We start from the raw sequence: 13,627 nt of genomic DNA on the forward strand, positions 1-13,627 counted from the left end.
ATGCGACCGGTCCTGAAATTCGGCGCAGCGGCCGCGGTGCTCGGTATAGCCACCGTCGCTGCGCTGGCCGCATGGCCGGTTGGCGTGGAGCCGGAACCGATCGAACTGGTCGGTGATGTCGGGCGTGGGGCCTATCTGGCCCGCGCCAGCGGCTGCATTGCCTGTCACACCAACTTCGAGGACGGAGGCGCGCCGCTCGCCGGCGGCGCCCCGCTTCCCACCGACTTCGGCACGTTCTATCCGCCGAACATCACCACTGATCCCGACTTTGGCATCGGAGCGTGGACTGTCGAGGACTTCGCACGCGCAGTGCGGCAAGGCATCGGGCCGGATGGCGCGCCCTACTATCCGACCTTCACCTATCCGTTTTATGCCGATTTCTCGGACCAGGACATCGCCGACCTGTGGGCGGCGTTCCAGACCGTTCCTCCGGTGGCCGAGAGCGCCCCGCCGCATGAGGTGGGGTTTCCCTTCGATCGGCGCTGGGGCCTGAAGCTTTGGCGGGCGGCCTATCTCGATGACCCGGAGACGGAGCCGGTCTATGGGCAGAGCGACATGTGGAACCGGGGCCGGGAACTGGTTCGGGGCGCGACGCACTGCGGCGCCTGCCATACGGGGCGGAACCTTGCCGGTGCGCGCGTGCTCGACGCCGTGTTCGCCGGCAACGATGCGCTTCCCGGCGGCAACGAAGCTCCGTCGATCAGGCCTCGCGACCTGATTGCGGGCGGCTGGACCGTCTCCAGCCTCGCCTACGCTTTCAGAACTGGCATCACGCCATCCGGCGACGCTTTCGGAGGCTCGATGGGAGAGGTCGTCATGTACGGGACGAGCTTCCTCACACCCGCGGATCTCGAAGCGATGGCGACATACCTGCTCGACAGCGATGTCGCCGGGATCGAGATGGCAGGTGCTGCAGGTGTGAATGCGACGGAAGGCGAGGCCGACTGATATGGCGCGATCCGATCCTGGCTTGAGCCACCGAGGAATATGACATGACCTACTCAAGACGCGATATCCTGAAGATCGGTGTGGCCGCGGGGCTCGCCTCGACCACGTCGTCCCACCTGCTCGCGCAGAGCAACTCGGCCGTGGCGCTGACGGCCCGTGAAGCCAGCATGCAACTGGCGCCGCCGGACTATCCCGAGACCGCCATCTGGGGCTTTGACGGCTCGATGCCGGGGCCGGTAATCCGGGTCCGGCAGGGCGCTCGCGTCATGCGCCGGCTGGTCAATGAATTGCCGCAGGCCACGTCGCTCCACTGGCACGGCGTCCGTATTGATAACGCGATGGACGGTGTCGCGGGCCTGACGCAGGAGGCCGTCGCCCCCGGCGCGTCCTTCGACATCGATTTCGTCGCGCCCGATGCCGGCACCTACTGGTACCACGCCCACAACCGCTCCGTGGAACAGGTCGCGCGCGGTCTCTACGGCGCGCTTGTGGTCGAAGAACCGGAGGGGCCCGACGTGGATCGCGACGAGGTCCTGATCCTCGACGATTGGCTCCTGAACCCTGACACTGCGCAGATCGATCCGGATTTCACCTCGCGCCACGATCGCAGCCACGCGGGCCGGGTCGGGAACTTTATAGCGACGAACGGGCAGTACGGGCACAGCCTCGATGTGCGCCGCCATGAGCGGCTGCGGCTTCGCCTTGTGAACGCGGCAAATGCCCGGATCTTCGACCTAGCACTAGCTGGCCTCGAGGGCTGGGTGGTGGCGCTCGACGGCATGCCACTGGAGGCGCCGCAGCGCGTGTCCGAGACGGTTTTGCTCGGACCGGGGCAGCGGGCTGATCTTCTTGTGGACGTCGTGGCGGAACAAGGTGAGACGGCCTATCTGGTACGTGTCGACAATGGGGAGGGGTTCGTTCAGTCGGCCTTCCCGGTGATCGGGGTATCGTCCGGTGCGCGCCGGGATGCTCCCCAGGCCTTGCCCCCAAACTCCAACATGGCTCCGCCGGATCTCTCACAAGCCCGGCGTGTGCGCCTCCACATGGGTGGAGGCGCGATGGGCCGCTTGCAGTCGGCCCAATTCAACGGTGAGCGGAGAACCTTTCGCCAACTGGTGGATGCCAACCAGTTCTGGGCCTTCAATGACGTCATCGGCATGACAGACGAACCACTGGCCAATCTGGCACGCGATGAGCCGGTCCGTCTTGAAATCGTCAATGACACCTCCTTTCCGCATGCCATGCACCTCCACGGTATGCACTTCCGCGAGATCGCGGCGGACGGTACGCTCGGACCGCTCCGGGATACCATCCTGACATTCGGGGGCGAGACGCGCGAGATCGCGTTCTCGGCGCATAATCCCGGCGACTGGCTGTTTCACTGCCACATGCTTTCCCATGCCGCGTCAGGGATGATGACCTGGGTCAGGGTGACCTGATGCGGAGGAGTGTCGTCGCGGTCGCTGTCGCCTCCGTCGTCTCCGTTGCGCTGGTTACTTTCCGGTGGACGGGCGGCGGCTCGGAGTCGGACGCTGCGCTGGTCATGCCAGAAGGTCTCGACCTGGCACAAGGCGAGGTGCTCTACGGCGAGTACTGCGCGTCCTGTCACGGCGCGAACCTGGAAGGGCAGCCTGACTGGCAAAGCTTGGGGCCTGACGGCCGGTTGCCGGCGCCCCCTCATGACGAGACCGGGCATACATGGCACCACCCCGACAGCGTCCTGTTTCAATACACGAAGCTTGGCGGCCGTGAGGCGCTGGCCTTTCAGGGCATCGAGTTCGACAGCGGCATGCCCGGCTTCTCCGGGCAGCTGAGCGATCGGGAAATCTGGACCGTTCTCGCCTACATCCTATCGACGTGGCCGGAGCGCGCGCGTGCCGCGCAGGCCGCCCGTACGGACGCGAGCCTCGCCAACGAAGGGAGTTGACCCAATGAAGAAATCCATTTTCTCCGCCACGGTTTTGGCTGTCTTTCTGCCAGTCGCAGCGTTCGCGGACGACCTTTCGGAGGATCGGGTACGTGAACTGGTCCTCGAGACCATTCGCGAGAACCCGGAAATCGTGATGGAGGCCGTCGCCATCCTGGAACGCAGGCACGCGGATGCGCAGGCCCAGGCACAAGCGCAGGTCCTGGAAGAGCAACGCGACCTGCTTGAGCAGGATCCGAACGCGCCCGTACTCGGAAATCCGGATGGCGACGTCACCATCGTCGAGTTCTTCGACTACAACTGCCCCTACTGCAGGCGGGTGAAACCCGAGATCGAGGCTTTGCTGGCCGCTGATCCAAACGTTCGACTCGTCTACCGCGAGTGGCCCATTCTGGGCGAGGGGTCCGTTTTCGCCGCGCGGGCGGCACTCGCCGCACGCGAGCAGGACCTCTACGAGGAGTTCCACTGGGCTCTGATGGGGATGAACGGCCGGGCGGAGGAAGCATCCGTCATGCGGGTGGCCGAAGAAGTCGGGCTCGATCTCGCGCAACTTCGTCGGGACATGGCGGCGCCCGAGATCGAAGAGCATATCGAAACCTCGATGCGCCTTAGCGAGGCTCTGGGGTTCAACGGTACTCCGTCCTTCGTTATCGGGGAGGCGCTCGTCCCGGGCCTCGTTGAACAGGAGCAACTGCAGACGTTGGTCGCGCAGGTGCGCGGTCAAGCCGATTGATCGCGGGTCTGCTGTCGACTGACCCCGGGGTCAGCACCGAACAGTTTCCCAGGGATGACGTGATGCACGGTTCGAAAAACGAGCGGTGAACATGTCTGGTCTCTTCCGGCTGACCGACGCGCAAATGGCGCGTCTTTAGGCCTTCTTCCCAAAGTCCCAAGGTCAACCCCGCGTTGATGGTCGCGCGCTGTCGGCACAAGAGCTTGATCTCGTCGCCCGGATGATCTTCGCGATGGGTCTCGAAACCATCCCGCAACCGGATGAGCGGCCCGGGCCGTCCACTTCCCAAGCGGCCGCTTAAATGACCGCGACGATCGTGCGCGGCGTAGATGGCGTGGGGCTTGAAAAAAATTCGAGAGACCTGTCAGGTTTGCTCGAGCGGCGCGTCCCGTTCACGGAAGGCGACGCCACGACGTGATGTGGAGCGACACCCATGGAGAACACACTGGCCCTCATGCGCAAGGCGGCATTGGCCGAGCGCATTCCGGACGCCGCCACGCGCCGGGGACGGCTCGACGCACTCCGCCGCATGGTAAAGGAGCACCGCGACGAGATCGCCCGTGCGATCGACGCGGATTTCGGTGGCCGGCCCGCGCAGGAGACCGAGATCCTCGAGGTCGTTCCCGTTCTGGGCGCGATCCGGCACGCGCGGTCCCATGTCGCCCGCTGGATGCGGGACGAGCGGCGCGCGCCGTCTCTCGCCTTCCGGGGCGGGCGCGCCTGGGTGCGGCACGAGCCGCTTGGCGTTGTCGGTATCGTTTCGCCCTGGAACTTCCCCCTTTATCTCTGCCTCGGCCCGCTGGTGGACGCGCTTGCGGCCGGGAACCGCGCCATGATCAAGCCATCGGAGCTGACGCCGCGTTTTTCCGAACTGCTTGCTGACCTCATCGACCAGGCATTCGCGCCGGATGAAGTGGCGGTGATCAAGGGCGATGTGGATGTGGCACGCGCGTTCACCGCGCTGCCCTTCGATCACCTCGTGTTCACCGGCTCAACCACGGTAGGGCGCCACGTCATGCGCGCGGCGGCCGAGAACCTGACGCCGGTGACGCTGGAACTGGGCGGCAAGTCGCCCGCCATCGTGACCGAAGGCTATTCGCTGGACGACGCGGCGCAGGCCATCGCGCAGGGCAAGTTCCTGAATGCCGGACAGATCTGCATCGCACCCGACTACGCGCTCGTGCCGGTCGGTCAGGAAGAGGCGCTGGCCCGCGCGGTGCTCGCCGCCGCGGAGAAGAGCTATCCCGCCTATTTTGCCGCGCGCGACTATGCGAGCATCATCACTGAGCGGCATCGCACCCGGCTGGAGAATGCCGTCGCCGAAGCCGAACAGGCCGGCGCGCGCGTCCTGCGCGCCCAGGGCGCCTGGGGCGGGCGGATGCCGCCGACCGTGGTGATCGGTGCGCCCGACCAGGGCGTGCTGATGACCGAGGAAATCTTCGGCCCCGTGCTGCCCATCGTGCCCTACGGCGATCTTGACGACGCGCTCACCTTCGTGAACCGCCGCGATCGGCCGCTTGCGCTCTATGCGTTCGCAAGGGACCGGACCACGCAGCGGCGCATCCTTGATGGTGCGATCTCGGGCGGCGTGACGCTCAACGGTACGATTGCCCATATCGCGCAGGAGAACCTTCCCTTTGGTGGTGTTGGCGCAAGCGGCATGGGTGCCTACCACGGGCGCGACGGCTTTCGGCGACTGAGCCATGCGCGCTCGGTCTTCCGGCCCGGGCCGATCGACGCCTTTGCCCTTCTGCGCCCGCCTTTTGGGCGGTTTGCCGAATTTGCCATCCGGACCTTCGGCCGCTGACGGGACAGCCATCACGGAATGCGCGGGACGCAGGGCGCTGATCACCGGGGGCGCTTCGCGAATTGGGCTCCCGATGGGGCAGGGGCTGCTCGAAAAGGGCGCGAAGCGCCTGATCGTTTGGGACGCGAGCGCGCCCGAAACAGAGGCGGCGCGGGCCGTTCTCGATCCCCTGGGCGCCGTCACGTTCGACCGGGCGCCGGCGATCAACGCGGGCGCTTTGATGCACCTGACGCGCGCAATCCTTCCGGGCATGACAGCGCGGGGCAGGGGCCATGCTGTCAACATCGCTTCTGCGGCCGCGCTCGTGTCAAACCCGAACATGAGCGTCCGCGCCGCCGGCAAATGGGCCGCGACCGGCTGGTCGGAGTCCCTGCGGCGGGAGGTGGAACGCAGCGGCACCGGGGTGCGCGTCACGACGGTGCTGCCCTAGTACATCCACACCGGCATGTTCGAGGGGGGGGCGCTCGCGCCTCATTCTGGTCCTCCCGCCCGAGGATATCGCGCGTCGCATCCTGCGCGCCGAGAAGCGCGATGGCGCGCGGGAACCCGGCAGGGAATGACTGTGAGGTGCCGCAGATGCGCCGCGGCAGCCGTCCTCGCATCGACCTGCCTTTGGCTCCTGCGACCCGGATCGCCCGGGCGTGGATCGAAGCGCCCATCCGCAGATCAGGACCCTGAAAGCGGTGGGCGGCACGCGCCTGCAACCCGTGGATCGCGGCGAAGGGACGGCGATCGTGCTGATCCACGGGCTGATGGGCCAGATGCGGAACTGCGCTCCCTAACGTGCCGAAAGTCTGGCCGAGCGCCATCGCGTTGTCCTCGTCGATCCAACCCGCAGTTACCTGAGATCAATGAGAATACATTCGACTGGCGGAAAACGGCTTGTCTGTCTAGAGGAGTACGAATGAACGATAATCCAATCACCGGGCAATGCCTTTGTGGCGCTGTGAAATTCCGCATATCGGGAGAATTCCAGGCCTTTTTCCTGTGTCACTGCTCCCGCTGCCGCAAGGACAGCGGTTCGGCTCATTCCGCAAACTTGTTTTCGTCCACTGCCAGTCTGACCTGGGTGTCAGGTGCGGAAAGCGTCAAGACATTCCAGCTGTCCGGTACGCGCCACGTGAAGTGCTTTTGCTCCGACTGCGGGTCCGCGCTGCCAGTTTCCCAGCCGGAGGTTGGTTTGCTTGTGGTGCCGGCAGGGTCGCTCGACAGCCGGATCGACATACGGCCCAACGCGCATATCTGTTGGTCCAGTCGCGCGGATTGGGACAACGATCTTGCCTCCATCCAAAGGATCGAAGGGCTTCCAGCCTGAATGGTCGAGCCGATGATATGTCTCGGGCAACAACCAGTCCATGAGGACGGGACCGTCAGCTTCGGTCCACGCCGCAGAGTTTCGACCACCTCATGTTGCTGTGGGGGCAGGGTGTCTGGTTCGATGACGCTGCGGTACACCGCTGCTGGCCGTCATGCATGACCGGTTTGGGCTGGCCAGTTCCCGGAATGGGCGTAGCGGCATCGGACTGATATCGCTTGCCGGCGATCCTGCCGGTATAGTGTGCCCATCGTGGATTGTCGGAGCAGTTGCAGGCATCTAACCTCCACGCCATGAGCGAATCTTTGCAGCCCCGTCTCTCGATCGTCACTCTTGGCGTCCAGTCTCTCGACAGGGCGCGGCGCTTTTACGTAGATGGCTTGCGCTGGCCTCTCGCGCCGCATTCCAACGAGAACATTGCGTTCATCCAGATGCCCGGCATGATGTTGGCGCTTTTCGCGCGCGGCGATCTCGCCGCCGACGCTGGCGTCACGATGGAGGCCGTAAAGGTACCACCGGTGACACTGGCCTATCTTGTCCGAGACGAGGCCGAAATCCAGCCCATCCTTCGTCTTGCCTCGGCGGCCGGTGGCCGGGTGGTGATGGGGCCGACGCAGAGAGAATGGGGCGGCATCTCCGGTTATATGGCCGATCCCGATGGATTTCTTTGGGAGATCGCCTTCAATCCCTTCGTGACACTGGGACCCGATGGCGCCATGGCGGCGGTCGACGGGGAGTGAACCGTCGCTCCGCAAGCCTCTCAGCCGAACAGGGCAGGCGTAATCGGTCTTTGGTGCAAGGGCCGCGCACATCGCTACTATTAAAACCGACGTGACTCACCGACCGAAATCGAGAAGTGGACATGTCTGATCTCTTCTGACTGAAAGATCTGCCAAGGGCGTGTCCGGCGCCCTTCTTGGCCGGTCCCGCAGCACACCGCGGGTTTTTGATCGGCCTGTGCCGAGCGGGATCATGTTCGGGCGCCGGAAGGACCGGCGTCGCGTCGCCGCCCGTTGCGACAGATCCCCGGCCCTATTCCTCTCAGGAAGCGCGCGCGCAGCCACCGACTTGGTCCGGCCCGGAAGCAATGAATCACGAGCCTGGAAAGCCTGCGAGCGGCCCATATCGAGACAATGCTGAACCTCTTGAACAAGACGCCTTTCTGAAGCCGAGGTCCCCAGGGATCACGTCGACAACCCGTTAGCTTCCACCTCCAAACCTAGAAATTGGTAGCCATCTGTCGAATAGACAGAATTCTGTCATAATGGTATAAGTGCGTCATTGCGACCTTGGAGGAAATCATGCTCGCCCCTTCGACACCAGAACCAGGTTTTCGTCGCGCCAAGGCGGCGCTCGCTCTCGGTTTTTCTCTGTGTGCAGGTGCTCCTGCACTCGCGGATGTGACGTTGATAAATGTCTTCGAGGTGCCGGAGGGCCGCCTGAGCGAAACCATCTCCGCTTGGGAAGCTGCGCGCGACTACCTCGAAGAACAGCCAGGATATGTGTCCACGGAACTTCACCGGGCCCTCGCCGAGGACGCGCGCTTTGCACTTGTCAATGTCGCAATCTGGAGAAGCGTGGACGACTTCATGGCCGCGTCGCGCGCCATGGCCGAGAACGACCTTTTTCCTGAGGTCGAGGGGCTCGGGGTCAACCCGGCACTGTATCGCGTGATCGAAGGGGCCGAATGAAATGAGCATCTCTCCGAACGCCCATGCGTTGCCGACCGCGTATACGATGCTGGCCAAAACTCTACATTGGACGGTCGCGACCGTGTTGACCTTCGTGTTTCTCAGTGGTTTTGCGGCCGATAGTGCCTCAATGCCGGAAAGCTCAGGGGCGCTTCGCGCCCATCTGGCCTTCGGTCTAAGCGTCGGAGCCTTGACGATCCTACGCCTTGCAGCATGGCTTACCTTCGATCGGCGGCCCGCGCCCGTATCTCACCCGGTTGTGCTGGAGTCAGTGGTCGCACGCACCACGCACATCCTTCTTTATATCGTACCGCTGGGTATGGTCATCAGTGGTGTTGCCATGGTCGCGGTGTCCGACGCTGCCCCGGTGATTTTCGGCGGAGAAGGCGATCTTCCACGCTTCGAAACGCTGCCCCCGCGTGCGGCACACGGGTTTGGCGCGTCTCTTTTGCTCGCTCTCCTGACGTTCCATATCGGCGCAGCATTGTGGCATCAGTTCGTCCGCCGGGATGGCATTATGCGGCGAATGGGGCTGGGATGGCTGTTCGGTGGATCTGTGAAATGACACATTGGGGCCGCTTGAAGCGGCCCCAATGCCCTTGAATGGGTTCGCATCCGCTCGTTCGGGGTCAGGACCCAATGACAAGGCTCCATGCCTCGGGTTTGCCGCTCGATAAGCGAGCGGAGACACGAGCCTCTTTTCTGGATCGCCGAGATATAGGCGGCGTGCCTCGCCCGGCTTTGTAACGGCGCCTGGCAAGCCTCGGATTGACGCCCCGCGCGTGCTGTCTTGCATGATATTTCTGAACGCCAAGGTGTTGCGCTGCTGCGCCGCGCCTGAAGGGTTTGGCCCCCTAAGCCCCTCATCCCGGCGGGCTGACCGCCGATCTGTCTGGAAGCTCGCGATAGGCCGATTGGTTTCCGCTTTCCATTGCTCCGCTTCACCTCCAAAATAGATGCACACTTCACAATGGACAGCTTGCTGTCAAAATGGGGATATGCTACAGTATGAGCGAACACGATGAAAAGAGTGCCTTGGTGACTGACATCATGCTCGAGACTTTCCGGTTGAACGGGACACTTCTGGCCGCAGGCGATGCCTTGGTGGCCGATCTCGGCCTAACCAGTGCCAGGTGGCAGGTCTTGGGCGCCGTCATTCTGGAGGACCGTCCGCTGACCGTTGCGCAGATCGCCCGGCGCATGGGCCTGACGCGCCAGTCGGTGCAGCGCGTGGTCTCTGACCTTGAGGCGGTGCAGCTGGTCCGGTTCGAAGACAATCCCGACCACAAGCGCGCGAAACTGGTGGCGCTGACAGAGGCTGGCGAAGCCGCCTATGCCGAGGCCGACACTCGACAGATCGCTTGGGCCCGAGACCTCGCAGATGGCATGGAGCCTGGCGCGCTCTCAACGACCGTTCGGGTTCTCCAACTGCTGAGGGCGCGCAACGAGGCCCGCGAACAATAGAGCGCCGGGCGGTCCGGTGCGTCATGAAGGAGCATGCAATGAAACGAAACGCACATCGGATCGCAGGCGGGCTGGCTTTCCTGCTGATCGCCGGGTTCTGGACGTCAACCGTCATCTCGGAACTGTCCGGATCTCAAGAATCCATTGCCACGGTCAAGACCGCGATCCTTTGGTTGATGACGGTATTGATCCCGTCGCTGATGATCACAGGGGCGTCGGGTTTTTCCCTGGCCGACGGGCGTCGGAGCGGTCTGTTGGACCGGAAGCGGCGCAGAATGCCGATCATCGCGGCCAACGGCCTGATTGTTCTGCTGCCATCTGCGTTTTTCCTCGCCAGCAGGGCCAGCGCTGGCGTGTTCGACTCATGGTTCTACGCGGTGCAGGCGCTCGAGTTGATTGCGGGGGCACTTAATCTGGCGCTGATCGGTGCAAATATCCGTGCAGGCATGCGCATGACAGGCCGCCTGCGCCGAAAGCCGGTGACGTCACACGGTTAATGTCTTCGCTGGCCAGATCCGTGGCGGAGGTGCCACTTAGCGGACACTGACAAGTGCCACACCACCATGGCGGCCGAGTGGATGACCTGCGAAAGGGCCATCCACTCGGTCGCCATGTTTGCCATGCGTGAGGGTGCCGCCGGACTCGCGTGCGTCTGGCGCGGCCAGATCACCGGCGCGGCGCTGGACTGGCGGCTGAGACATTCAACTGCAACGAGACCCACGCCACGATGCGCAGGTCCGAACGCCGCAGCGCTCGTCTGGCAAAAGGCCTGCGTCCTGTTCGGCGCCAACGACCCGGCCCGCTTGCCCGGTTGACGGGGCGGGGTCTGGCCCGCCGGTCTGCACGCCGTTTTGATACGTCAAGCCGTCATCATGCGGCTCAAGCTCGAACAGGCTGCCGAGCAGATGGCCGGCAGCGTGGCCGATGGTGATCGTCTCGCACCGAATGACACCAAGGTCTTGAGGTTCGAGACGCTGAACGCACCTGGTGCACCGGTCTTTCGATACGTCTAGGGAATGGCGCTTCTCAACTCTGACGGATACGGACCACCCCCGCGGCCCGCTTCAAGGGGCGGGAGCGTCGGACGCGGCGCATTTTCGGCGGGGGGCACGGACGGCGGCGTCGCTTGAACCAAGATCTCCGCCCGTGTTGCGACGGACATGGCTTGTGCGAGAATCTGCAGCATGTCACCGCTCCATTGCGTTTTCGGATAGATGGGCTTTCCGCAAGCTGGCCAAGGTCAGGCCGTAGATGCAGGCAACGACGACAGCCAAGGCGAGCACCTGGTATGACGCGATCGCATCCCCGAGGAACGGCACCGCCAAAACCATGGTGAGCGCTGGCCAGGGCGTGGTGATCGAACTTGCCAGCGACACGTCGATATGGCGCACCGCATAGAACCAAACGATAAGTTCGAGGAAGTAGACCAGTCCCATCAGCGCCGACATCGGTTGCCAAATGGCCGCTCCAGCCGCCGACAGCCCGGCCGGAAAGATCAGAATGACAACTGCCGCCAAGAATGCCGCCGAGATTGACACGCGAAAGAACGTCACCTGCGCGGGCGTGACAGGTGTATGGCTTAGTTCCTCCTTGATGATCACATGGGCAATGCTCCAGAGGAATGGAACGCCGAGCGAAACCAGGAACCACGGTGACAGACCAGACATGCGGAAGGTGCCACCGGTGCCCAGGTAATACAGTGCGGCGAGCAGGATCGCTGTCAGAGCAAGCTCAACGGGCGTTTTCCGACGCTTGAGAAAGAGGCTTTCCCACAGGATCGCAAACAATGGATAGGCTTGGATGGCGATTGCCGCATTCGTAGCGCCTGCCTGTTCGACACCGAGAACGTAGAGATACGTCGAAAGCCCAAAAAGCGCGCCTGTAAAAAGCGCGACCAGCCCCACGCGGCGTCGCGCCCTCACAGTCAGTTCCGCACCGAAGATGCCGCGCACCCCCCGCCCGTATTCCATTGCAAAGACCGGCAGCGCAAAGACGACCTGCCAGACGGACAGGGCAAGCGCAAAGCTGAGCGCATCCAGCGCGGTGGGGCGCAAGTTCGCGATGATCGGCATGACGCCAAGGAGCGTGAGACTGAGGAAAGAGAGGGCGATGCCTTTGCCGGCAGACGGGGAGAAAGCCATGGTGCAGTTCCTGAAAAGTGCATTGACGATTGCAGCTATTGCGCCGTACTTGGATGGGTGCAATTGAATTATTGATACGATAGCAATGTGGAAACCTGACCTTGGTGCCCGGAGCGGCCCTCAATACCTGAGGATTGTCGAGGCGATGGCCGACAGCATCTCGAGGGGCGCTCTCGCGCCCGGGGAACGCCTGCCGCCCCATCGCGAACTTGCCTATCAACTGGGGGTCTCGGCCAATACAACGAGCCGAGCCTATGCAGAGGCTGTACGCCGCGGGCTTCTGCGCGGCGAAGTCGGACGCGGCACCTACGTGCGCGGATTGGAGGCGCAGGCACCGGGCGACTCCGCGAACACGCTCTTACGCAAATGCGAAGGCCCGATAGATCTTTCGCGCAACCTGCCCTTCCCCGGCTTCGCAGAGCCACATATCCGTCACGTCCTCGGCGAGATATCGAGCGGACCGGCGTTATCCGCCTTGCTCGACTATCAGAACGAAACAGACCTCGGGGGCCATGCAGAGGCGGGTTGCGCGTGGCTGGCGCAGTGCGGCGTACCGGCGTCGCCAGAGGAGGTGGTGGCGACGGTCGGGGCGCAACACGCCCTGTTCATCGTCCTTTCCGGGCTGCTCAAACGGGGCGACCTGCTGTTGACAGAGTCGCTGACCTACATGCCGGTCCTTGCGATGGCCGAAAGGCTGGGCCTGTATACCGCGCAGGTAGAGACGGACGACGGCGGCATCCTTCCCGAGAGTGTTGAGGCGCTCTGCAAGACCGCGCGTCCGCGCGCTCTGTACCTTTCACCCACCTTGCAGGCACCGACCACGATAACCCTGCCCGACGAACGGCGCGTGGCGCTTGCGGAGATCGCTTTGCGCCACGACCTGTTGTTGATCGAGGACGACGTCTTCGGCCCACTCAAGCCGGATCGGCCCGCACCGATCGCCACGCGGGCGCCGGAGAAAACACTTTACATCACCAGCCTGTCAAAGGCGGTGGCGCCCGGGCTGCGCGTGGGTTTCGTGCGCGCCCCGGCCCGCTGCGCGCCCGCCTTGCGCCATGCGGTCAACCTCACGGCCTGGATGGCGCCGCCTCTGACACTCGAAGTTGCGTCACGCCTGATCCACGGCGGCACGGCTTCGACCCTTGCGATGCAGCAGCGCGGCCTCGCGACACAGCGGAAGGCACTTGCGCGCGCGGTTCTCGGCGACACAACCGGGCGCGCCGATCCGAGCGGGCTGCATCTGTGGCTTCCTCTTCCCGAGGGCATGCGCGCCGACAGCTTTTGTCTGGCCTGCGCAAGACGAGACGTGTTGGTGACGGAGGCGCGAAGCTTCGCGGTCGATGCATCGCGGGCACCTGAAGCTGTCAGACTGTGCCTTAGCCACGAACCAAATGAGGCGCGCGTCGAGAAGGGCCTGAGCGTGATCGCGGATCTCTTGCGTGAGCCATCGTCCGTGCAACCACTTAGCCTGTGATCCGATCCGCTTGAGGAAAGCGCCGCTTCTTGCGATTTGGCCCTGGACCCATTGACCTGGCCGCAGATCGGGCATGGGGGGGAAAGTTCAATGGTTTTAACGGTTCAGTTTGGGCCGATTCACAACC

General features: G+C 63.7%; 16 protein-coding genes. 15 read left to right on the plus strand and 1 reads right to left on the minus strand.

The window, feature by feature from the left end; translation table 11 throughout:
- The 14 genes from ABD923_RS00955 (at position 1) to ABD923_RS01025 (ending at position 10,898) form a co-directional block, all read left to right on the plus strand.
- Positions 1–948: a c-type cytochrome gene (locus ABD923_RS00955; RefSeq protein ID WP_259547188.1), complete on the plus strand. Its 948-nt coding sequence runs from the start codon at positions 1–3 to the stop codon at positions 946–948.
- 44 nt (positions 949–992) lie between these two features.
- Positions 993–2,387, plus strand: coding sequence for a multicopper oxidase family protein (locus tag ABD923_RS00960; RefSeq protein WP_259547186.1), 1,395 nt, complete (start codon positions 993–995; stop codon positions 2,385–2,387).
- Positions 2,387–2,875 (plus strand): c-type cytochrome, encoded by a 489-nt coding sequence (locus ABD923_RS00965; RefSeq protein WP_405048278.1) that lies wholly within the window; start codon positions 2,387–2,389, stop codon positions 2,873–2,875. Before ABD923_RS00960 ends, ABD923_RS00965 begins: the two co-directional genes overlap by 1 nt.
- Before the next feature lie 4 nt (positions 2,876–2,879).
- Positions 2,880–3,608 carry a DsbA family protein gene (locus ABD923_RS00970; RefSeq protein ID WP_259547185.1) on the plus strand — a complete coding sequence of 243 codons (729 nt, stop codon included), beginning with the start codon at positions 2,880–2,882 and terminating at the stop codon, positions 3,606–3,608.
- Between the two features lie 433 nt (positions 3,609–4,041).
- On the plus strand, positions 4,042–5,415 hold the full coding sequence (locus ABD923_RS00975) for a coniferyl aldehyde dehydrogenase (RefSeq protein ID WP_345229380.1): 1,374 nt from the start codon (positions 4,042–4,044) through the stop codon (positions 5,413–5,415).
- A 73-nt stretch (positions 5,416–5,488) separates the two neighbouring features.
- The gene (locus ABD923_RS00980) at positions 5,489–5,845 is read left to right on the plus strand and encodes an SDR family NAD(P)-dependent oxidoreductase (RefSeq protein WP_259547183.1); all 357 of its coding nucleotides are present in this window, start codon (positions 5,489–5,491) and stop codon (positions 5,843–5,845) included.
- A gap of 211 nt (positions 5,846–6,056) precedes the next feature.
- Entirely contained in the window at positions 6,057–6,197 is a 141-nt protein-coding gene (locus tag ABD923_RS00985; RefSeq protein WP_259547182.1) for a hypothetical protein, read from the plus strand.
- 122 nt (positions 6,198–6,319) lie between these two features.
- A complete protein-coding gene (locus ABD923_RS00990; RefSeq protein ID WP_259547181.1) occupies positions 6,320–6,730 on the plus strand; it encodes a GFA family protein in 411 nt (136 codons plus the stop codon).
- A gap of 293 nt (positions 6,731–7,023) precedes the next feature.
- Positions 7,024–7,470, plus strand: a complete 447-nt coding sequence (locus ABD923_RS00995; protein ID WP_259547180.1) for a VOC family protein — start codon at positions 7,024–7,026, stop codon at positions 7,468–7,470.
- A gap of 549 nt (positions 7,471–8,019) precedes the next feature.
- Complete coding sequence (locus ABD923_RS01005; RefSeq protein ID WP_345229381.1) at positions 8,020–8,421, plus strand: antibiotic biosynthesis monooxygenase family protein; 402 nt, start codon at positions 8,020–8,022, stop codon at positions 8,419–8,421.
- A 1-nt stretch (position 8,422) separates the two neighbouring features.
- Positions 8,423–8,986 (plus strand): cytochrome b, encoded by a 564-nt coding sequence (locus tag ABD923_RS01010; protein WP_259547178.1) that lies wholly within the window; start codon positions 8,423–8,425, stop codon positions 8,984–8,986.
- A gap of 473 nt (positions 8,987–9,459) precedes the next feature.
- Positions 9,460–9,885 (plus strand): MarR family winged helix-turn-helix transcriptional regulator, encoded by a 426-nt coding sequence (locus ABD923_RS01015; protein ID WP_259547176.1) that lies wholly within the window; start codon positions 9,460–9,462, stop codon positions 9,883–9,885.
- A 38-nt stretch (positions 9,886–9,923) separates the two neighbouring features.
- Entirely contained in the window at positions 9,924–10,382 is a 459-nt protein-coding gene (locus ABD923_RS01020; RefSeq protein ID WP_259547174.1) for a hypothetical protein, read from the plus strand.
- Positions 10,383–10,736: 354 nt separating this feature from the next.
- On the plus strand, positions 10,737–10,898 hold the full coding sequence (locus ABD923_RS01025; protein ID WP_345229382.1) for a hypothetical protein: 162 nt from the start codon (positions 10,737–10,739) through the stop codon (positions 10,896–10,898).
- 174 nt (positions 10,899–11,072) lie between these two features.
- Here ABD923_RS01025 and ABD923_RS01030 read toward each other — a convergent pair whose 3' ends face one another.
- On the minus strand, positions 11,073–12,026 hold the full coding sequence (locus ABD923_RS01030; RefSeq protein WP_259547170.1) for a DMT family transporter: 954 nt from the start codon (positions 12,024–12,026) through the stop codon (positions 11,073–11,075).
- A gap of 85 nt (positions 12,027–12,111) precedes the next feature.
- Here ABD923_RS01030 and ABD923_RS01035 point away from each other — a divergent pair, with 85 nt between their 5' ends.
- Positions 12,112–13,500: an aminotransferase-like domain-containing protein gene (locus tag ABD923_RS01035; protein WP_259547169.1), complete on the plus strand. Its 1,389-nt coding sequence runs from the start codon at positions 12,112–12,114 to the stop codon at positions 13,498–13,500.
- Positions 13,501–13,627 lie beyond the last annotated feature (127 nt).

It is taken from the genome of [Roseibacterium] beibuensis (assembly GCF_039542305.1).
Taxonomy (GTDB): Bacteria; Pseudomonadota; Alphaproteobacteria; order Rhodobacterales; family Rhodobacteraceae; genus Roseibacterium; species Roseibacterium beibuensis.